Source organism: Bacillus thuringiensis, from assembly GCF_001182785.1.
Taxonomy (GTDB): Bacteria; Bacillota; Bacilli; order Bacillales; family Bacillaceae_G; genus Bacillus_A; species Bacillus_A thuringiensis_S.
The window spans coordinates 535,806-558,598 of the sequence record NZ_CP012099.1 but is presented as its reverse complement, the minus strand read 5'-3'; the positions used below and the strand labels follow the sequence as shown (position 1 = coordinate 558,598).

Genomic DNA, 22,793 nt, shown 5'->3' with positions numbered 1-22,793 from the left:
CTATTCGCCTCTCTCTTTCGGTAGTGCAATAATAAATAACGCACCACCTAAATCCCCTTTTTCAATTGCAATACTTCCATTTAAATCTTCTACTAACTCTTTCACTTTTGCTAATCCATATCCTCGCTCTCCTCCTTCTTTCGTCGAAAAGCCTTTATAGAATATGCTAGTAATTATTTCATCATGAATCCCTTGCCCTGAATCTTCCACTTCAATTAATATTTCTTCTCCAATATCAGTTACAAACATCCTTACTTTCTTATCATTCTCTTCATTTTTTTCAATTGCTTCAAATGCATTCGTAATTAAATTTCCTAAAATAGAAACGACATAATTACTCTCAATATGTGGACTTAATTTGTCTAAACCACTTTCTCTATCTAGCATAAAATCAATCTTCAACTCTCGTGCTCTATTATAAAATCCAATTAAAATTCCACCTAGCCATGGATTTTGAATCCGCTTCATAATAAATTGAACAAAATCTTGATATACCGCTGTTTCCTTATGAATAAGCTCTAAAGCATCTTCGTATGATTCTAATTGGATAAGACCTGAAAGCGTATACATTAAATTGTTATATTCGTGCGTTTGCGCTCGTAATGCCTCTGTATATTGCTTCGTCTGAGATAATTCTGCTGTTAACTGATCCATTTCAGATTTCAAACGTAAGCTCGATACAACGCCAGTTACTTTATTCTTTACTTTAATAGGTAGACGGTTCGCAATAACAGCCTGTCCTTTTATATTTAATTGGCGATCAAACTGTTCTTCACCAGTTTGAAGTACATCTAATATCGTTGAATTAGGAATTACATTTAAAATAAATTCCCCAATAATATTTTGTTGTTTATCTAGCGAAAGAATATCATAAGCTGCTTGATTTACTAAACTAATCCTGCCATTTTTATCGATTACAATAATCCCTTCACGTACAGATTGAATCACTGTACTATGCTCTTCATATAAAGATGAAATTTCTTCTGGTTCCATCCCGAACATCATTCTTTTTATACTTGCCGCTAAATATATAGAGCCGATTATCCCAATTAAAAGACCTATTATTGTAATCCAAAATACCCGCTTTCCATACACTTCTACTGCTCCATGAATATCAGCCATTGAAAATCCAACAGACACCACACCAATGATTTCATTTTCCTGATTACGGATTGGAACTTTTCCGCGTAATGAAGGGCCTAATGATCCAGTTGCTTTCGAAACATATGATTTTCCTTCTAATAAAACGCCTTTGTTATCTCCACCAATCATCGCTTCTCCTATTTTATCTCGCTCAGGATGTGCATATCGAATCCCCTCTTTATTTCCAACTACAATAAAGTCAGCCTCTGTATCAATTCGAATTTTTTCTGCGATTGGCTGAATAATAGAAGCTGGATTTTCTTTTTGAAAAGCTTCCTGAATTTCTGGTATCGCGGCAACTGTTTTCGCAACATGCAAGGCCCGTTTACCAATTTGCTCTTCTACCGTTTCAGATAATATGTAATAAAATAAATAACTCGTTAGCATAAGTACAACTAAAATAAGTGTACTAATAGTTAATGTAATTCTCGGTTGGAGTTTTAATTTTTTAAATTTCAAAACCATTCCCCTAACATGATTAAAGATAGAATTTAAAGAAAATACAGTTTTTTATTATCATAACACGGTTACTATATATTTCTTTCTTTTTTATCTTCATAAAAAAAGAAACGAAGCATAAGTACTACTTCGTTTCTTAACAGTTTATTATTATATTTTAAACTTACCAATCATCTCTTGTAATTCTTCTGCCATTTGTGATAAATGGACTGCTGCTGCATTTATTTCATCTACTGAAGCTAATTGTTCCTCAGAGGAACCAGCAATATTTTGAACACTTGCGGCATTTTCTTCAATCGTAGCTGCAATTTCATTAATAGATGCACTTACTTGTTTTGCATCTACCGTCATTTGTTTTGCTACATCTACCATGCTATCAATTTGTACAACTGTATCATTTGTAGACTTCAATATTTCGACAAAGCTTTGCTTCGTTTCATTTGCAACTACAAGTCCTGATTGTACTTCTGCTCCAACTTGATTCATAGAGCTTACTGTTTCTTTTATATCAAATTGAATCTCTTTCACTAGTTTCCCAATTTCCGTAGAAGACTGTCCTGATTGTTCTGCTAGCTTTCGCACTTCATCTGCTACAATTGCAAATCCTCTACCTTGCTCTCCAGCTCTTGCAGCCTCAATTGCCGCATTTAACGCTAATAAATTTGTCTGTTCTGCAATATGTTGAATTACTTCAAGGATTGCTCCAATTTGTTTCGACTTATCATCTAACAAACCAATGATTTTGTCTGACTGTGAAACAGACTCATGAATTAATTGCATTTGATTCACAGTTTGTTCAACTAACTTCCCACCATTTTCAGCTTTTTTCTTCGTATACATAGAGGCTGTAGATACTAATGAAGAACTATCTGCAACACGCTGAATTCCTTCTGTAACTTCTTCTAACAATGTTGCTCCTTCTTCAACTTCTTTCGTTTGTATTTCTGCACCACTTGATACTTGCTCTATAGCCTGTGTAATTTGTTCCGTTGCTTCGCTTGTCTGCTTCATACTAGCTGTTAATTCTTCTGAAGATGCCGCTACATGACTTGCTGAAGTGTTTATATTGGAAATGACACTTTGTAACGATGCAGCCATCTCGTTAAAACTTTCTCCTAGCTGTCCAATTTCATCTTTAGAATGAACTGTAATTGATTCTGTTAAATCACCTTCACTAATCTTCTTCGATGATATGACAAGTTGTTTTAACGGTTTAATAATAGACGCAATTATGAAGTAAATTACAATCCCACCGATTATTAGTGAAATTCCAAGAACAGTTATTGTTTTATAGAAAATAGGTTCAGCCGCTTCGATAATTTCTTTGGAAGGCATAATTCCTGCTATTTTCCATCCAGTTTTCTTATTCGTTTTAAAAGTGATATTGCGATCTTCACCATCTAATGAATAATGAAAATCCCCAGCTTCCTGTTTATACAATTCTTTACTAAGTTTCTCTTCTAATTTCTCTCCTGGCTTCATTTTCGGGTGCGCTACTACATTTTTATCTTGATCAAATATCGCTACATATCCTTCCTTACCGATATTAACCATCTTGGAAGTAGTAACAATATCATTAATGATTAAGTCAATCCCAAGAACTCCACTTTTATCCTCGTTTTGTTTTGCTAGTGTAATAACAATATTCCCTGTCGTTTTTGACTTATATGGAGCAGTTACAATTACTTCTCCGCTTTTCTTCACTGCCTCTTTATACCAATCTCTTTCTGTAGGATTATATCCATCTGGCATCTGAATAGCTGGTGATTGAATGAACTGTCCATTACTAGATCCTGTATAGATTGCTTCCATTTCTGGATGTAGTTTGTTGTATTCTTCTAGTTTATTTTGTATGTTTTGAATTTGATCTGCTTGGTAACTTGATTGTGTGAATAATTTCGTAAAATAAGTTGCATCTATTTTTTTACTATCCAATTCCTTATTAATTACATTATCCAAAATTTTTATATTATCTTTCGCCGAGTTTAAAATTGTTTCATTAAAATTCTTCTTCGCTTGTTGATAAGACGTCCAACCAATTACAATACTTGGAAGAATTAAAATAATAATAAATGATACAAGTAACTTTGTTTTTAAACTACTACTCCTTAATTTCCCTTGAAACATACTTCTACCCCTCCATACCGTTTTAAATGTAATTAATTAACATTTAATCTTTCTATAAAAATAATACGATTTAAATGTATCGATGAGACTCTCTATCTTTTTATAGATCTAAAGAATTGATACATATCTTTTTCATTCTATATAAATTAAATAATTAAAACAATGTATAAAAATGTATATTATTCGAAATATTATAATTCATAGGAGAACCTCTAGTATTTCAATTACTAGAGGTTCTTTCCACCTTATTATTCTTTATCTTTATCTTTTTCTACTTCTTTTTTCCCATCTTCTACTACAGATACAACAGGTTTATCGCTTGATAATTGTTGTACCGCTCCTTTTCCTGCAAATCCTTCTAATAGCTCTTTTAAGTCAATGCCAGAAGAAGCTTTTAACGTTTCTTGCATCGTTGCCATTAAATCAGTCGCATAACCCGCAACTTTTCCGGCCCCGCTATTTTTACCACCGCCGCCTGTATCGACAACTGTGATTTTATCAATATTACTAAGCGGACTTGCAAGTTCCTTCGCATAACTTGGAAGCATTTTAAGAACCATATCCATAATTGCCGCTTGACCATATAATTCAAATGCTTCTGCGATTTTTTGTTTCGCTTCTGCCTCTGCTAAACCTTTTAACCTAATAACATCAGCCTCTGCTGTACCTTGCGCTTTTTGTACTTCCGCTTTCGCTTGACCTTGTGCTTTTTCAATTTCCGCCTTCGCTAAACCTTCTACACGTACTTCTTCTGCACGTGCTCTCGCTTCTGCTTCAATCTTATATTGATCCGCATCGGCTTTTTTAATTTGTTTTACTTTCTCTGCTTCCGCTGATTGCTCAACAGCATAGCGATCTGCATCGGCTTTTTTCTTAACTTCTGCATCATATTGCTTTTCACGACGCGCAATCTCTTTTTCTTCTAATTCAATTTGTTTCTCACGCTCAATGATTTTAACGCGCATTTGCTCTTCTGTAACACCTTGTTGTGCTTTCGCTTGTTGTAATTCGTAAGAAAGATCCGCATCTGCACGTGCTTGCTCTTGTTCCCTCTTATAGGACTGTACTTTTAATTCTTTATGTTTTTCAGCTTCAGCGATCTGTGCATCACGTTGATATTCTGCTTCTTTTGCTTCTTTTTCTGCACGTGCTTTTTCAATACGTGCTTCTTTTTCACGCTCTGCGTTCGCAATTGTTGCATCACGCTTAACTGTCGCAATTTGTGGCTGACCAAGCGCATCCAAGTATCCGTTTTTATCCATTATTTCTTTAATTGTGAAGGAAACAATGCGAAGTCCCATCTTCTTTAAATCTGTAGAAGCTACTTCATGTACCTTTTGAGCAAATTGCTCTCTATTACTATACGCATCTTCTACTGTCATAGAAGATAAGATAGCACGGAGATGCCCTTCTAAAACTTCTTTTGCTTCTATTTTTAACTCTTCTGTTTCTTTTCCTAAATATTGTTCAGCTGCCGTGGAAACTTCTTCAATTGTTGATCCCACTTTAATAATAGAAACACCGTTTACTGTGATCGGTACACCTTGTTTCGTATACGTATCACGTGTACCAACTTCTAATTTATAGTTTAATAAGCTTAAAGGCTCTGCTCTTTGCATAATTGGAACTACGAAAGTACCGCCCCCACGAATAATCTTAATCTTCTTTCCATCATCAGTGGTAACTACATTCTTTCCTCCACCAAGCCAGTTCCCTGTAACAATTAACGCTTCATCCGGACCAACCGTACGATACTTCGTAATAAATACTAAAATGAGTAGAATTAAAATTGCGAGTAAAACTCCACCGATAATTAATGGAATCGTCATGTAAATTCCCCCTTATAATTTTGGTTTCTTTAAAGAATAAGCGATGTTTTGTACAAGTAAAACACCATCTTGGACTCCCTCGATAATAACCTCTGTTCCTTGCGAAATGTCTTTTTTTCCAACTGTTTTAGCTGGGATTGCATTACTTCCAAATTGGGATGAAATTAATACTTCACCAAATCCTTCTGTAGGAATTGTCGTAATGACTTCTCCTTTGCAACCGATAAATTCATCCATACGTTGTACGGTATTTTGTTCTGCTTCTGCAATCGGCTTTAAAATTAATATTTTCATTATAAATACACCAATAAAGGATATAGCACATGCAGCCCCGAAAATAAGAATGCTATTAAAGGAAAATAAATATTCTCCTATATAACTAAGTCCACATAACATGGCGAAAAAACTAAGTAATAAAGTAACAACGGATACAGATCCGCCCCCAAAACTAAATATCGATTCAAATATATCTCCAAAGAAGATATAAATAACAGTGAGTATAGTAGCAATAATAAATCCATATAAATAAATTGTTTCAAGTGGATAACCAAACAAGACCATTTCTTATCCCCCTTTCTTAAACAATCCCTTTTTTGTTATGTGTATGCCCCACCTCTTTCAAAGATCATCGTTCTTAATTTTCAGTTATTTACCCTTTAAAGAAAAGCCTGTAAGACAGGCCTCTAAAAAAGAACAGGAGAAACCTATTGTGACAGGCTCCTCCTAGAAAATAACCGATATATTATATATCTATATAATATACTATTTTCCACAAAAAGTAAAGTTAAACATACATTGGAAAAGAACTTATTTTACCGACAATTCGTATGTTCCATCGCCATTATCATATTTATATACATACAAGTAATACTTACCTGGTTTTGCATTAAATTTTGCTTCTATATGGTTCCCATTAGCTTGACCGTAAGCCGCATAATTTTGCATATCCGATTCATGGTGAAGTACCCATGTCATCCCAATTCCATACTCATTTAAAACAGAAATGTCGATATCTTTCGCTGATGCTACATTAAATGTATAAACATCAGTGTGGTCCCCGCCAATAAGACTACCTTTTATAGTACTATTTAGCCCGATACGATTTGCTTCCTCTGGACGATTATTTGGTTCTGATTCTGTTAAACTTCCATCTTTAATCGTAACAGTTGTTTCGCTTCTGCTCTCTTTTCCCTTATCATCTTTTACTCTTAACGATACTTTATAAGAACCTTCTCTTTCATATACATGTACTGGATTCACTTCTGCACTTGTGCTTCCATCTCCAAATTCCCATAAATAAGAAACAATTTTTCCATCTTCATCGTTTGAACCATCACTGTTAAATTGAATTCCCTCTTTTACAAGCCCATTATAAGGGCCATTTATATTAACTGTTGGAGCTTTATTTTCTCCATCATCTTTCGCAATTCCATGGAAGACTACATCATATTCAAATTCATTTGAACTATTCACACGATAATTAACGAAGTAAGCTGTAACAGTTTTGTAGCCACTCCATTCTTTTTGCGCCAATTGTTCTAAAGATTCATTTACTCTTTTACTCATCGCTTTCCAATCTTCTGATTCACCTTTTGTGACACTTCCTGTATACGTACCTTCTAATGTAAATGTATTAAAGAATTGAGAATTATGTTTTGTCATTTTTGTATCTTTCATAGGCAACGTATCACTAATTTCTTTCTTCACCGCTGCTAATGACTTCGTTGCATGTTCAGCTAAATAATCATCAGCTACTTCTGGTACAGTGTATGTATCTTGATTATCAATTAACTGCTGCATATACTCTTGATACTCTTTATTTAACTTAGGATCTTTACTTAGATTTTCACGATATGCATCATAATTTTTCACGTCATTCGCACGAATCAAATCTTGAATTTTATCAAATGTTTCAAACTGATGCGTATATAAGTAAGACTGCAATGCGAACGAGTAATTATAGAAATCCCAAGAACCGTATTTAGCAAATAGTGTACGCTCTGCTGTATAACGGCTTGCAGGATCAGATGATAATCCGCTAATTATACTCTTTCTTGGTACAACGTTATTCGTACGAGTAGATCCTGCGAAAAACTCTGCATTTCCTTCTTGGAACCAAGTTAGCCTTTCATTTTGATACATATCTCCTCTTCCAAATAAACCAGGAACTTCATATCTCCCTTGCAGATAATGAGTAAATTCATGACGGAATAACTCTTCTAAACTATAAATACTTTGCTCTGGTGTACGCTCATATGTAAAGAATGTTCCTGTTTCTTCTATATAAATTCCACCGTTGTTTGTTTCATATCCATACAATTGTCTATTTAACTGATATTCATCTGGACTATTATAAATTACGATCGTTAATACATCATCCGCATTTCCTGGCTCTAACGCTTTGTCATTTCCAATTACGCGGTGATACTGCGCCTTTACTTCCTTCGCAGCCCAATATAGTCTCTTAATTTTTTCTTCTGATACTTTATCTCCTGTTTTGAACACAATTGATCCATCGTCGAATGTGTACGTTTTTGGTAAGTATTGCTCTTTTCCTTCTTTACGTATTTTCTCTAAATCTACTGTATTCCCGCTATAATCTTTGCCATTATAATTTGTTGTAATTTGTTCTACCGCAACAAAATACGGTTCACTTAAGCGCGGGTACATATGCATTGCTTGTGTAACAACCTCTAATCCTTTATTCGGATTGCTATGAAATTTCCCTAAACGGCTAGCAAAATAAATGCCATTATTAACGAGCCATTTATTTTCTGGCGTTACTTCATTTAGAAGAGCAATACGATTTATTTCATTAATAAACCCATCTACTTTTCCATACCACATCGTTTCATTCGCTTCTTTACGAGCCTCAGTTAAGTACGACTGTATATCATAGTCAATACCTTGCATAATATCGTATATTGCTTGTCCCTTCATTCGATCATTTACATAAGTAGTATAATTATCATTGTATTGCTTTAAAATATTCGATGCGTATTGAACCGTTTCAACATCGCTTGAAGCATTACTAATTAATTTACCGTATGCAGATACGACTGTATCTTGTTCAACTGTACCAAGCTTAAAGTTTGGATTTTTTGCGATTGCTTTTAAAGCAGGTAAACATTTATCCTGGAAGCTTCTTTCATTTAAGTCGCTTAATTCACTATTATAAAATGCAAGATAAAAAGCTGAACGCAACACTTCAGTAAACGTTTGAATTCCTTTTGAATCATCTTTCGTAAATGAATTACCTCTATGAGCTAATTCATCTATAATGACTTGCATTTTTCCTTTATCTTTATAAAAAGCCTTTGCATCTTCATTAAACTGGAATAAGTCTGTAATTTGGTGCCACTTAATACTGCCTAACGTTTCAACTAATTCTTGATCATTCATTTTGTTTAAATCAGCCATTGAATAGCTGTCTTTAACTTGCTTTACTGCAGCTTTCTTCGTAATAGATGCTGGTCGCTGTGAAAAATCTCCTACTTTTAAACGTTCTTGAAATGATAAAGTTTCATCCACTTTTGAAATATGTCCAACTTCATCTACCGGCTTTTCAATTCCAACCGGTTTCGTTTTCAACACGTTATATGGTACTTTTTCTTCCGCTGCTGCATGAGTTTGAAGTGCCCCTAACGATAAAGCCATTGTACTAATGCTAAGCATCACTTTATTGATCTTTGATTTCTTGTTCATATCCTTGCCCCCTATTTTAATATTCCATTCAAGAATTTAACATAAAATCTGGATGTAACAATATAAAATGCAATATTTCATATTATTTCTTCCTATAATTTGTACATATCGTGAACGCATTGCTCTTTACCTCCCTAAAACAAATTACATCCTTTCACGTTATAAAAAGGGAATTTTTTGACAATTAAAAACTTAATTGTTATGATTATTATAATTGTTAACTTTATTAAATAAGGGTGGGATTCTATGATAAAAAAAGAAAACAGTGTATTTTATATCTCCTTCTTGCTAACAACATTATTCATTATATGGGGAATTACCCCAGCAAGTTGGATACAAGGCTACGATTTACAAAGTGTTACATCTTCTTTAAACTCATTTATCCTCAATAAATTTGGGTGGTTTTACTCTCTACTTATGACTACAATGATTATTTTGGCTGCTTATTTAGCATTTTCTAAGTACGGTTCTATTCGTCTTGGTAAAGATGGAGAAAAGCCAAAATATAATTATCCATCTTGGCTATCCATGTTGTTTGGGGCAGGAATGGGAATTGGACTCCTCTTTTATGGAATCGCTGAACCGATTTCACATTTTACAGATCCATTAACAGGAAAAGCAGGTACAGAAGAAAGCGCCAAACTCGCTATGCAATATTCATTTTTCCACTGGGGACTCTTTCCGTGGTCACTATACGCAATGGTCGCTTTAACAATTGCATATTTCACATTCCGCAAACAAAAAGGTAGCACTATCGGGGCTACAGTTACTCCATTATTTAATCGATCGAAAAATTCTCGTATCGGAAAAACAGTTGATATTTTAGCTGTTTTAGCCACAGTGTTTGGCATTGTACCATCTGTTGGGATTGGTGCTCAACAAATTGCTGGAGGATTAAGCTATTTATTCCCTTCCATTCATAACACTTTACTTACCCAGCTCGTACTTATAGCTATCTTCGCTGTTTTATATTTAACAAGTGCACAAACTGGCTTAGATCGTGGGATTAAATATTTGAGTAACTTGAATTTCTCTCTTGCAGGTATTTTACTCATCTCTTTCTTACTTTTAGGACCAACTGTATTTATTATGAAATATTTCACATCTACACTCGGTTCTTATATCGGCGGTTTACCTAGTATGGGATTAAATTTAGGAGCATTTAGTGAAAAATCTTCTTCTTGGATTGAAAACTGGACTATTTTCTATTGGGGATGGTGGATCTCTTGGTCTCCATTCGTCGGCACATTTATCGCACGTATTTCTAAAGGGCGTACAATAAAAGAATTTATTTTTGGAGTTGTATTAGTCCCAACTCTTATCTGTACATTTTGGTTTGCAGTATTTGGTGGTACCGCAATTCATATGGAAATGTTCCAATCGCTTGGAATAGCTGATGAAATTGCAAAAAATGGTACAGAGATTGGATTATTTGCTGTTATTTCACATCTACCATTCTCTACATTTTTAACGATTATCGGGTTAATTTTAGTAGCCACATTTTTCGTTACTTCTGCTGATTCAGCAACATTTGTTGTTTCCATGCAAACGAGTAACGGAAGCTTATCACCGAAAAATAGTTTAAAACTTATATGGGGATTAACAATCGCAATCATTGCAGCTCTTTTATTACAAGCTGGAGGATTAAATGCACTACAAATTGCAGCTATAATCGCAGCACTACCATTTTCTATCGTAGTCGTTCTTATGGTTACTTCGCTCTTTAAAGAGCTGCGAAAAGAAGATGTTAATTCGCAAACGAAAGAAGTATCTCAAAAAATAAAAAAAGTTATGTAACGATTAGCACCTCAAATTACTTCTGAATCCGTAACAACTGAGGGAAAAGTAGATTAATAAAACCCATTCGTATGAAATATAATTTTCATACGAATGGGTTTTCACTCTATTATATAGTGTTGTAAACATGCCTTCTCCTCAAATCCTACTTTCTTGTACAATTTCATCGCACGATCATTATTCGTATTCAAACATAATTCTATCTCCTTCATTCCTTGGAAGGAAATAATATACTGAATTGCCTTTTGTAATAACCGCTCTCCGACACCTTTTCTTCTACTATTTTCAGCGGTTGCAATAAATTCGATATTCGCTTCTTGAAACTCTGGATTTACTTCCACATATACATAACCTTCTAACTTATCATTCTTCATACTTACAAATAATTTATTCGTCTTACTTAAACGTTCAATAATTTCGTTTCCGTCATAATACGTATTAGAAAACACATGATTGTGTAAAGCGATAAACTGCTCAAACACTTGTGGTAAAGCCTCTTCTACATTACATATAATACGGTGCTCCACAATATTATTTAAAACGAGAATACTATGTCGACCTTGTTCTTTTGCATGTAAATTCCTCATTAAACGGGCACAATTATTATTTTCCACATGATAAAAACCATAAAATCTCTCAATATGAAAAGGCACCTTTTCTATAAGTTCCTTCCACATATGTAAAGCAACTTCTTCCCAATTCTCTGCGATAATAAACGGTCCCCATATCTCTGCACATTTCTTTACTTCATCCACATCAAATCCTAATAAACCTATTAAATTATTATTCTCATAAGTAGCAACAAAAGATTGTTCCCAGCCTATATCTGAAAAATCATGAATAATTGTCTGTAACAACTCCTCTTTCTCATCTCCACAATAGCCAACATGATGAGTAGCATCTTTATTCATATTCGCAATAAATGCTGCCACCTCTTCAATTTTCAAAATAGAACTGACATACATAACCTCTCCTCCTTCACTAATATATTCACACCTTTTACATTTATCTCCTTCTAAAAAAGACATCACCATAAGCATATTTCAAAATGAAATCGCCATGATAATGTCTTCTCAAAAACTCGTATAATCATCTTACGTTATAATAAGATAAAACGTTTTTTTATTTCTTAAATAATCTCTTTCTAAATACAAACATACTCAGTGCTGAAAGAACTAACGCTATGCCTGAAAGTAATGTTGATGTATTCTCTTGTCCACCTGTTGCTCCTAATGATTTCTTACTTTCTTCTTGCTTATTAACAGCTGGTTTATTTTCTTTCACAACTTGATTATTCACGTTTTGTTCTTGGACTACTGCTGATTGATTTACCGCGTCTTTTGAACCTTCAATTTCTTTTCCTGTTTCTTTTACCTCCGCTTTCAATCCTTCAACTCCTGTTGTTGGCTCGTCCACTTCCTCTTTCGCTTCTTCAACTTCTTTCGTTGGCTCTTTTACTTCCTCTTTCACTTCTTTTACCGGTTCTTTCACTTCTTCTTTTGTTTCTTCAACTTCTTTTACCGGTTCTTTCACTTCTTCTTTTATTTCTTCAACTTCTTTTGTTGGTTCTTTCACTTCTTCTTTTGTTTCTTCAACTTCTTTTGTTGGTTCTTTTTCTTCTTCTTTTGTTTCTTCAACTTCTTTTACTGGCTCTTTCACTTCTTCTTTTGTTTCTTCAACTTCTTTTACCGGCTCTTTCACTTCTTCTTTTGTTTCTTCAATTTCTTTTACCGGCTCTTTTTCTTCTTCTTTTTCCACTATATTCTGTATAACTGTTCCGTTAAACCTTATGCTAATTTCATCAGAATCTAAATCAAATTTATACACCTTTTCACCTGGGGTACTCCATTTTATTACTCCGTTATTAAACGTCCCTCCCTCACTTGCCAATTGAATATTTTCAATACTTTCTCCCTCTAAATCATATACAGGAACTTGAATTTCTTCGTTTATTTTTACATCATTTAAAATGATATTTTGTCTTCCCACGTCAATTGTAAACCACTGACCTAATTGTATTAACGGCCTTACATCACGAATCTCATTTCCAGCTAAATTTAAGCTAAATAAGTTTAGCATGGAACCAATAACCGTTACATCTTTAATATGATTGTCCGCAAGATTTAACCACTGTAAATTTTCCAATGAAGATAGTGGTGTTATATCTTCAATTTGATTATGAGATACATTCACATTATTCAATTGTTTCAAGTTTGAGATGAACTCAATATTTTTCAAGCCTACGCCTTCTAAAGTGAGGTCTTCTAAGTTAGTCATGTACTGTAAACCTGTTATATCTTTTATCTCTTTTCCTTTTTCTTTAAGTATCTCTAATTTTTTAATCTGTAATAAATCTTCTTTTGTGATAGGAGCGTTTACATTCTCTCTACCTAAATTCTCTTTATTAATATGCTGTTGTAAAGTTTTATCGAGAATTACATTTTGACTTTCTTTTTGTTTTTCAACTATATTCTGTATAACCGTACCATTAAATCTTATTTTACTTTCAGTAGAATTAGTATCTAGTTTAAATTCATATATTTTTTCTCCAGGACTATTCCATTTTATAAATCCGTTATTCAGAGTAGCCCCCTCACTTTGTAAATTAATATTTTGAAGTGGCTCTCCTTTAAGGTTGTATACTGGGATTTTTATTTCTTCATCTAAGCTTGCTTCATTTAAAAAGATTTTTTGTCTTTGAATGTCAATTGAAATTCGCTTACCTAATTCCTCAACAGGCCTTACGTCAGAAATTTCATTTGCTCCAAGATTTATCTCATGTAAATTTGTTAAAGTGCTCAACGGCGATATATCAGAGATATAATTCTCTTCTAAATTCAGCACTTGTAAATTTCCTAATTGAGATAGTGATGATATATCTTTTATTTCACTATCAGAAATTTCTAGTTCAATAAGATTACTCATTTTACTAATAGATTCAACATTATTAATTTTATTGTTCCCTATCCATAATAGTTCCACATTATTTAATCGATCAATTCCCGTAAGATCACTGATTTGATTATTTGCTAAGTATAATTGTTTCATAGTTGATAATGTAAATAATGGCTGGATATCTTTAATGTTATTACCGATTAAATCTAATGTTTTAATTTTTTTCATTTTACTTAATGGTGTAAGATCAGAAATTTTATTATCTCTTAAAAAAAGCATATTAATATTCTCTAACTGCTCAATTGGGTGAATACTTTCAATTGAATTAGACGTTAAATCAACGTACTTCAAACCTCTCAATTTCGAGATGGCTGATATGTCTTTTACATTAGACTCTCGTAACGTCAACTTCTCTAAATTTGTCATATACTCTAAACCAGTTATTTCATTTATTCCTTTACCTGAATAAATGGATAATGTTTTAATTTGTAATAAATCTTTCTTTGTGATTGGCGCATCTACATTATCTCTATCTAAGTTGTATTTATTAATATATTTTTGTAATTGCTTATCTAATATTACATTTCCGTTTTCATCTTGTTTCTCCTCTTTATTTTCCTTTTGTTTTTCAGGAACATTATTCTCTAAATTCAATGTATTTACTTCAAACTGTACTTGGTACTTATTGTCATAGGCCATTGTTGGAATATAAATATGCATTCGCATATTATACCTTTTTCCTAATTCCCCTACTTCAAACTGAATCACTTTCGTTCCATTTTTCTTTTTATCTTCTGATATTACTTTCAAATCATGAAACACACCTGGAGTATGAATATCCTCTGTTTTCAAGTATTGAAAGAAATCACTATCACTTAATGTTGCTGTTACAATTTTCTTTCCATTCTCAATTGTTAATTTCGGATCCTTTATATAAACAGCTGCCATAGACTCTTCATTGGTTTTATCTTTATACGCTTTAATAACAGCGTCATATGTACCATCTTCTAAACCTTGTCCCGTTTTATTCGTCTCAATTGCTACTGCCGCTAACGCAGGTGTTGAATAAACAGCAAACGGAAGTGATAACGTCGCCACTATAATCATTGCATTTATACGTTTTCTTTTATTTTGTTTCAACTTTACATCTCCTCTGAAATATATAATTCGAAATGTAATCATTTCTCGAATAAATGATAATGATTTTCATTATCATTGTCAACTAAAAAAATAAAAAGTTTACAAAAAAAGAACCTCTTTAAAAGAGGTTATGCCATTTTCTCACCTGATTCTTCTCTAAAAAAGCTTTTCATCGCATGAAATACGTCTGCTTTTTGCTTTAAAATATAGTATCTAAAGTTTTCATCTTTAATATTTTTATAGGCTGACATAAGTGTACTATGGCGATTATACTGGTTCACTTCCCCATACCCAAACATATTACACTTCTTCATTAATTCTTCCACAAGCTTTACACATCTAGCATTATCTGATGTTAAATTATCACCATCTGAAAAATGGAATGGATAAATATTATAGCGGTCTGGTGAATATTTATTATCGATTAGCTCGAGTGCTTTTTTGTATACGGAGGAGCAGATTGTTCCACCACTTTCTCCTTTTGAAAAGAATTCTTCTTCTGTAACGACTTTCGCTTCTGTATGATGAGCAATAAATTCAATATCAACTGTTTCATACTTTGTGCGTAAAAATCTTGTCATCCAGAAAAAGAAGCTACGTGCCATATACTTCTCCCACATTCCCATCGATCCACTCGTATCCATCATCGCTAACACAACAGCCTTTGAATCTGGCTTTAATACTTCATTCCAAGTGCGGAACTTTAAATCTTCTTGATGAATTGGATGGAAAGATGCTTTACCACGCATCGCATTTCGTTTATATGCAGATATCATTGTTCGTTTCTTATCGATATTTCCCCACAATCCTGTTTTTCTAATGTCATTAAATTCAACATGTTCAATCCGGTTTTCATCTATTTCTTTTCTCTTTAAATTAGGCAGCTCTAACTCTCTGAAAAACGCCTGCTCTAATTCTAAAATAGAGACTTCAGCTTCATAGTAATCTTCCCCAGCTGCATCTCCTGCTCCTTGCCCTTTTCCTGGCCCTTTTTGTTTTTGACCACCTGATCCATCTCTCGCAACGACATCACCAACTTTGCTGTCACCGTTTCCTTGCCCAACATGTTTATTTTTATCATAATTGTATCTAATCTTATATTCATCTAGAGAACGAATTGGTATTTTTACAACATCCTTGCCATTAGACATAACTATACTTTCTTCTGTTACAAGATCGGGTAAATTATTCTTAATTGCCTCTTGTACTTTTTCTTGATGGCGCTGTTGGTCGTCATATCCTTTGCGATGGAGGGACCAGTTTTCCTGTGAAATCGTATAATTTGGTTGATTTTCTTCGCCCATTCCTTTCCCTCCTTACTGTAATTGTCTTCCTGTATGAACAGCAAGCTACAAATTTTGTTCTGTAATGTGCAAGCTAGAATATTTGAAAGGTAACTGCCCATAGAAAATCATCCCATAAACATTTATAACGTTTTTCATACAATACCCCGAGCATCCTAAACAAAATTTTGCCACTCACATAATAGAAAGAAATATTCAGCCACTGATAAGAAAGAAACACAATGCATTGTTGCACACATTTTTACTTTGCAACATATTGTATTGTGTTGGCTTTTTTCGTATGAATGGTTGGTTACTCTATCATATGCATATTGTAAAAATAATTGACAATAAATTCATGAAATTGCATCTTAATTTATTACATTTGGACAAGGTATGACACTTTACACACACATATGAACGGATAATAAAACGCTGTCCCGCAAAATACAAGAGACAGCGTTTTGTTATCAAACTATCGGTTTAACAAGCTACCTACATAGCGTAGTAATTCATTTGCTGAAGAAGAATTATAGCCATGCTCATCAATTAAACGCGCAACAACATCATTGATTTTCTTAAGCTGATTTTCGTCCGGTGTTTTCGTTGATGTTGTAATTTTTACTATATCTTTTAAATCAGCAAATAGTTTTTTCTGAATCGCTTCACGAAGACGTTCATGTGAATTATAATCAAAGCGTTTTCCTTTACGGGCATAAGCAGAAATGCGAATTAAAATCTCTTCACGGAATGCTTTCTTAGCATTTTCTGAAATTCCAATTTGCTCTTCAATTGAGCGCATTAATTTTTCATCTGGACTCATTTCTTCCCCTGTTAACGGATCACGTAATTTCGATTTATTGCAGTACGCCTCGACGTTATCTAAGTAATTATCCATAAGCGTCTTAGCTGATTCTTCATATGAATAAACAAACGCTTTTTGTACTTCTTTCTTCGCAATTTCATCGTATTCTTTTCTCGCTAATGAGATGAAATTCATATAACGTTCACGGTCTTCATTACTAATCGACGGATGCTGATCCAGCCCATCTTTTAAAGATCTCAGTACATCTAAAGCGTTAATAGATGGTACCTCTTTTCGAATGATTGTAGACGAAATTCGGTTAATGACATAACGAGGATCAATACCCTTCATACCTTCATCTTGATATTCGCGTTGTAATTCTTCTACATCAATCGCATTATAACCTTCTACAGTTTCTCCATCATACAAACGCATCTTTTTAATTAAATCAATATCCGGACGCTTCGGATCTTTTAAACGAGTTAAAATAGTGAACATTGCTGCAACGCGAAGTGTGTGTGGTGCAATGTGAACATTCGACACATCACTTTCACGAATCATTTTTTCATAAATATGTTCTTCTTCACTTACTCGTAAATTATAAGGAACTGGCATTACAATAATTCTTGAGTGCAATGCTTCATTTTTCTTATTTGCTATAAATGAGCGATACTCTGTTTCATTTGTATGCGCTACAATTAATTCATCTGCTGAAATAAGCGCAAATCTTCCCGCTTTGAAATTCCCTTCTTGCGTAAGCGATAATAAGTGCCATAAAAACTTCTCATCGCATTTTAACATCTCTTGGAACTCCATCATTCCTCGGTTTGCCTTATTTAATTCTCCATCAAATCGATACGCACGCGGATCTGATTCTGAACCATATTCTGCAATCGTAGAAAAGTCCAGACTACCTGTTAAATCTGCAATATCCTGTGATTTTGGATCAGACGGGCTAAATGTACCAATCCCTGTACGGCGATCTTCAGAGAAGAAAATACGCTCTACAACTACATCCTCAATTCTTGATCCGTATTCTTGCTCTAAACGCATGACATTTAGTGGTGATAAATTCCCTTCAATTCTAACTCCATACTCATCAAAGAAATCATCTCGTAAATGATGTGGAATTAAATGCAGTGGATCCTCATGCATTGGGCATCCTTTAATTGCAAAAATTGCTCCGCGATCTGTTCTTGAATATGTTTCTAATCCTCGTTTCAACATCGTAACTAACGTTGATTTCCCTCCACTAACAGGACCCATTAATAATAAAATTCTTTTTCTAACATCTAATCGTTTTGCAGATGGATGAAAATATTCTTCTACAAGACGTTCTAGAGCATCCTCTAATCCAAAGAGCTGATTACTAAAGAAGTTATACTTTCTTCTACCATCAACTTCTTCAATTCCGGCATCTTTTATCATATTGTAAATGCGAGAGTGTGCTGTTTGAGCCACCCATGGTCTTTCTTTCACAAGCTCCAAATACTCCGCAAACGTACCTTCCCATTGTAAACGTTCTTCTGCTGCTCGATGCTGTTCAATCTTTTTTAGAATATCCATTATAGCTCCTCCCCCATCTCCTTGTTCAATCGGATTATTATAAAAGGTATGCTAGGATGTCCTTAAACATTCTTTAAATCAAAACGAAATATATAATAGCACGCTAAAATTCTCTCCAAAATTCAAAGAAAATTCTGTATAATATAGGTATTAACGTTTTTACACTGCTATTCATTATAAATAAATTCTTTTCTTCTAAGAACCTTACATACATTTTGGGTAATAAATAAAACTCGTGAACCGAAAAAGTAAGGAGGATATTAGTATGAAATTATTATTAATTTTAGGTGTATCACTCACATTTCTTACCGCTATTTTTACATCCGGTTACAATGACAAACCAGGTACACATAAAAAATGATGTGCTTTTAGCACATCATTTTTTTATGCATTATTTATAATACATATTTTCTATATCATATTTGGATAGTGGTCGGCTATAATAATAACCTTGTACAAGCTTCACATTCTTTTCTTTCAAAAACTGTATTTGCTCCTTTTTTTCTACTCCCTCTGCAATTACATTCAATTCTAAAGTATGAGCTAAATGAATAATTGCAGCTGTAATATTCGTATCACGTTCATCTATATGTATACCTTCCATAAAAGAACGATCAATTTTTAAAGTATCAATTGGATATGTTTTTAAGTAACTTAAAGATGAATAGCCTGTTCCAAAATCATCTAAATGAATCTTTAAATTTTGTTCTTTTAATTGTAGTAACACTCTCTTCGATATATCTTTATGTATAAGAGCTCCTTCTGTAACCTCTATCGCTAATAAATGAGCTGGTACATTGTACTTATTTAAAGCCCGTGTAATCATCTCTATTAATGTAATAGAGCGAAAGTGTCTAGCTGAAATATTAACTGCAATTGGGACCACTTCATATCCTTTATTTAACCATTCGCGCAGTTGCTGACACACTTGATTTACTACCCATTCATCGAGCTTAATAATAAATCCTGTTCTTTCTGCCAACGGAATAAATTGGTTTGGAGAAACAAATCCTAATTCCTTATTCTCCCACCTTATTAAAGCTTCCATACTAGCTATTTTTTTCGTTTCAATATTAATTTGTGGCTGATAATATAAGAAAAACTCATTTTTTTCTATAGCACGATGTAACTGGTTTTCTATTATAAACCTTTGTTCACGCTCACAGTCTAATCCACTACAATAAAAATGATAATGTCCTTTTCCTTTTTCTTTTGCTTTTTCTAAAGCAGCATCGACCCTCTGAAATAGTATTTTTTCATCTTCTCCATCTGCTGGAGCCATTACAATTCCAATTGACGCACTTAAATATACATCATCTTCTTCGATTACAAAATATTCACTAATATTTTTCAGTATGCTTTTTGCAACTTCCTCTACACATTCTTTCGTTATATTTTCTATTAACATAACAAATTGATCATCGTGTTCTCTAAATAAGTGCATACCTTCTATTTTTAGATTGCTTAAACATTCTGTAACTTTTTGTAATACTTTATCTCCCTCTTTATGACCAAATGTATCATTAATACGATGAAACTCATCTAAATCTATAAATACAAGCGCAAAATTTATACTCTCATTTAAAAAAGTATTTAACTTATTTGCACATGAAATTCTATTCATTAATCCCGTTAACTGGTCATAGTAAGCTAAATATTCTGTTCGCATTTCGTTTAATACTTGCCTTGTAACATCTCTCGTAACAATATAAACTCCAACAATTTCACCGTTCACAATAATCGGGATAGTTCTCAAAGAAATATATAGCTCGTACCCTTCTTTATGAATATATTTCTTTGAAACAATTTGTTTTGCTTTTCCTTGCATCGATCCCTTAAATATAATTTGAAAATCTTTTTCATATTCTTTATTAATAAATTCAAAAATAAATTTATTATTTAATTCCTCATACCGGTATCCAAATATTTCATACGTTGCCGGATTTGCATATGTAACTCTCCCTATAGAATCTATAGATATAATTGAGTCATTATTATATTCCAGTAACGACTTAAATAACATTTGTTTTTCCTCTATCTCTTTCTTCTCCTCAATTTGAGCTGTAATATCTCTTGTAATACAAATAACAAATTGACATATTCCTTCTTCATCGCAGACAGGATTAAGTGAAGATTCATAATGTATCTCACCTTTTGGTAATTTGACTACATCACAAAAGGTGTGTGCTTTCGTTTCTCTCACTACTTTTTCATATTGCCTTTGCAATATCCCCGCTATATCTTTTGGTAATACTTCTGCAAAAGTTTTTCCATAGCACTCTTCGCTTAACCTAGCATAATCCATTCCTATTTTATTCACATACATATATTTAAACGTTTCATCATCAATAACTTTCAATATAAATACTAAATCTTGAATAGCATGTAATAACCCTTGTCTAATTAAATCCATATCTATCATACTTAAAAAGGTATTTTGATTACTATATTCTTCCTTCATACTTATCTCAACCCGTCTTATCTATTTTTAATCATATATCCCATTCTATATGATTATGTCCTCTCTTTTAAATGTATGATTACATATTATTTTTATTTTATAAAAAAAAGTCGCCATATGGCGACTTTTAATAAACGATTTCTAAATCTAATCCAGGGTAATTTTGTTGACGGAATGCTTCATAAATTAAAATTGCTGCTGTATTAGATAAATTTAATGAACGTACTTTATCTGTCATTGGAATACGTAAACAATGATCAAAGTTTTCTTCGATTACATTAGCTGGTAAGCCGTTTGTTTCTCTTCCAAATACAAAATAGTAATCCTTCTCGCGCTTGCTATAGTCAAACGCTGTATGAGCTTTCTCGCCATACTTCGTTAAATAGAAGAATTCACCATCTTTATTTTTTTCATAAAATTCTTCAATTGAATCATAATACGTAATTTTCACGTGCTGCCAATAATCTAATCCGGCACGCTTTAACATTTTATCATCCGTTGAAAATCCAAGCGGTCTAATCAAATGTAATTCTGTTCCAGTTGCTGCACAAGTACGAGCAATATTCCCTGTATTTGCTGGAATTTCTGGCTGATATAAAACAACATGTACTCCCACGCGATATTCACCTCTGTTTTTTGTCTACTACGTATTATACCACTTGAGCGAAAAATCTCTACCCATTAATAATATGAAAGAATTTATATTTCATTTGTGGTGTATATTTACTAGAGTCTTCATAGTTCCAATAACGTCGACGGCTATTCGCTGAATGTGCATTTACAAGCGGCATACCTTCTGCATCTTTTGCTACTACAATCGTCGTATGATTCCATCTTCCGTCATCCTCGAAATCATAAGCAATAACATCTCCAAGAATAAGTTCTTCTGGCCTCTCTACCGCCTCTGCTCGAAGTCCTGTTGTAGCACCTGACAAATACCAATAAAAAGAATGTGCAACAGCCCAGCTCCAACTCCACCGATTCTCCCTTTGCCACCATCCTTTACGAATATTAGGATATCCGTTCATAGGTACTTCTCCAGTATGAAGACATTGAGAAATGAAATTCGTGCAATTATCAGGGAAATTACGATACATAGGATTTCGGTCATCCCACCAACGCTCTGCATATTTCACTGCCTCTAAACGATTATATTGATAAGAACCGTACTTCTCTTTCGTAATTTCCCTTTCTAATGTCTCAACCATTCTAATTTCTTCTGACACTTCAATATCATAATCGCCTATAATCCGACTATTATTTAAACAAACTCTTCGTTTTAATTGTTCCTCTTCAATATAAAATAATTCTTTATGCTTAATTAAATATTTAAAATGTATTTGATAATCAATTTCTTGATGGTCATTACTATTTAATTGCCTAATGAAAGAAACATCCGCAGTTGCTTTCACTATATGTGCACTACGCCTTTGAAACAATTGTTTCTTTCTCTGTGCCATTTGTAGTAAATCCTCAGCAATACCATCCACGTCTGTTCGTTTCTCTGTGATATATGCTAAAAACTGTTGTACTTGCTTTTCAATATTCATTTTTACAGCCATTTCGTTTCCCTCCCATATTAC

At 33.4% G+C, this 22,793-nt stretch carries 13 protein-coding genes and 1 pseudogene; 1 reads left to right on the top strand and 13 read right to left on the bottom strand.

The window, feature by feature from the left end:
• From AC241_RS02910 to colA, 6 genes and pseudogenes are all read right to left on the bottom strand, one after another.
• Complete coding sequence (locus AC241_RS02910; RefSeq protein WP_043935549.1) at window positions 1-1,608, bottom strand: ATP-binding protein; 1,608 nt, start codon at window positions 1,606-1,608, stop codon at window positions 1-3.
• A 144-nt stretch (window positions 1,609-1,752) separates the two neighbouring features.
• Entirely contained in the window at window positions 1,753-2,613 is an 861-nt protein-coding gene (locus tag AC241_RS35990) for a methyl-accepting chemotaxis protein (RefSeq protein ID WP_369812832.1), read from the bottom strand.
• A gap of 81 nt (window positions 2,614-2,694) precedes the next feature.
• Window positions 2,695-3,729 (bottom strand): annotated as a pseudogene (locus tag AC241_RS35985) (HAMP domain-containing protein); the annotation flags it as partial.
• A gap of 248 nt (window positions 3,730-3,977) precedes the next feature.
• Window positions 3,978-5,558 carry a flotillin lipid rafts scaffold protein FloT gene (locus tag AC241_RS02900; protein WP_016083603.1) on the bottom strand — a complete coding sequence of 527 codons (1,581 nt, stop codon included), beginning with the start codon at window positions 5,556-5,558 and terminating at the stop codon, window positions 3,978-3,980.
• Window positions 5,559-5,570: 12 nt separating this feature from the next.
• Window positions 5,571-6,119 carry an NfeD family protein gene (locus tag AC241_RS02895; protein WP_016083604.1) on the bottom strand — a complete coding sequence of 183 codons (549 nt, stop codon included), beginning with the start codon at window positions 6,117-6,119 and terminating at the stop codon, window positions 5,571-5,573.
• Window positions 6,120-6,365: 246 nt separating this feature from the next.
• Window positions 6,366-9,263: a collagenase ColA gene (gene colA, locus AC241_RS02890; protein ID WP_050842527.1), complete on the bottom strand. Its 2,898-nt coding sequence runs from the start codon at window positions 9,261-9,263 to the stop codon at window positions 6,366-6,368.
• Window positions 9,264-9,509: 246 nt separating this feature from the next.
• On the opposite strand from colA, the gene opuD reads away from it, so the two are divergent.
• Entirely contained in the window at window positions 9,510-11,060 is a 1,551-nt protein-coding gene (gene opuD, locus AC241_RS02885; RefSeq protein WP_050842526.1) for a glycine betaine transporter OpuD, read from the top strand.
• A 101-nt stretch (window positions 11,061-11,161) separates the two neighbouring features.
• Here the strand turns inward: opuD and AC241_RS02880 are convergent, their stop codons facing one another.
• The 7 genes from AC241_RS02880 to AC241_RS02840 form a co-directional block, all read right to left on the bottom strand.
• On the bottom strand, window positions 11,162-12,025 hold the full coding sequence (locus AC241_RS02880; RefSeq protein ID WP_048565109.1) for a GNAT family N-acetyltransferase: 864 nt from the start codon (window positions 12,023-12,025) through the stop codon (window positions 11,162-11,164).
• A gap of 157 nt (window positions 12,026-12,182) precedes the next feature.
• Complete coding sequence (locus AC241_RS02875) at window positions 12,183-15,095, bottom strand: leucine-rich repeat domain-containing protein (protein WP_050842524.1); 2,913 nt, start codon at window positions 15,093-15,095, stop codon at window positions 12,183-12,185.
• A 128-nt stretch (window positions 15,096-15,223) separates the two neighbouring features.
• Window positions 15,224-16,399: a sporulation protein YhbH gene (yhbH, locus tag AC241_RS02870; RefSeq protein ID WP_000503516.1), complete on the bottom strand. Its 1,176-nt coding sequence runs from the start codon at window positions 16,397-16,399 to the stop codon at window positions 15,224-15,226.
• A gap of 454 nt (window positions 16,400-16,853) precedes the next feature.
• Complete coding sequence (locus AC241_RS02860; RefSeq protein ID WP_000353273.1) at window positions 16,854-18,749, bottom strand: PrkA family serine protein kinase; 1,896 nt, start codon at window positions 18,747-18,749, stop codon at window positions 16,854-16,856.
• Between the two features lie 391 nt (window positions 18,750-19,140).
• Window positions 19,141-21,210 carry a sensor domain-containing protein gene (locus AC241_RS02850; RefSeq protein WP_050842522.1) on the bottom strand — a complete coding sequence of 690 codons (2,070 nt, stop codon included), beginning with the start codon at window positions 21,208-21,210 and terminating at the stop codon, window positions 19,141-19,143.
• A gap of 127 nt (window positions 21,211-21,337) precedes the next feature.
• Window positions 21,338-21,826: a tRNA (uridine(34)/cytosine(34)/5-carboxymethylaminomethyluridine(34)-2'-O)-methyltransferase TrmL gene (gene trmL, locus AC241_RS02845; RefSeq protein ID WP_000538147.1), complete on the bottom strand. Its 489-nt coding sequence runs from the start codon at window positions 21,824-21,826 to the stop codon at window positions 21,338-21,340.
• Window positions 21,827-21,884: 58 nt separating this feature from the next.
• Complete coding sequence (locus AC241_RS02840) at window positions 21,885-22,772, bottom strand: amidase domain-containing protein (RefSeq protein WP_050842520.1); 888 nt, start codon at window positions 22,770-22,772, stop codon at window positions 21,885-21,887.
• Window positions 22,773-22,793 lie beyond the last annotated feature (21 nt).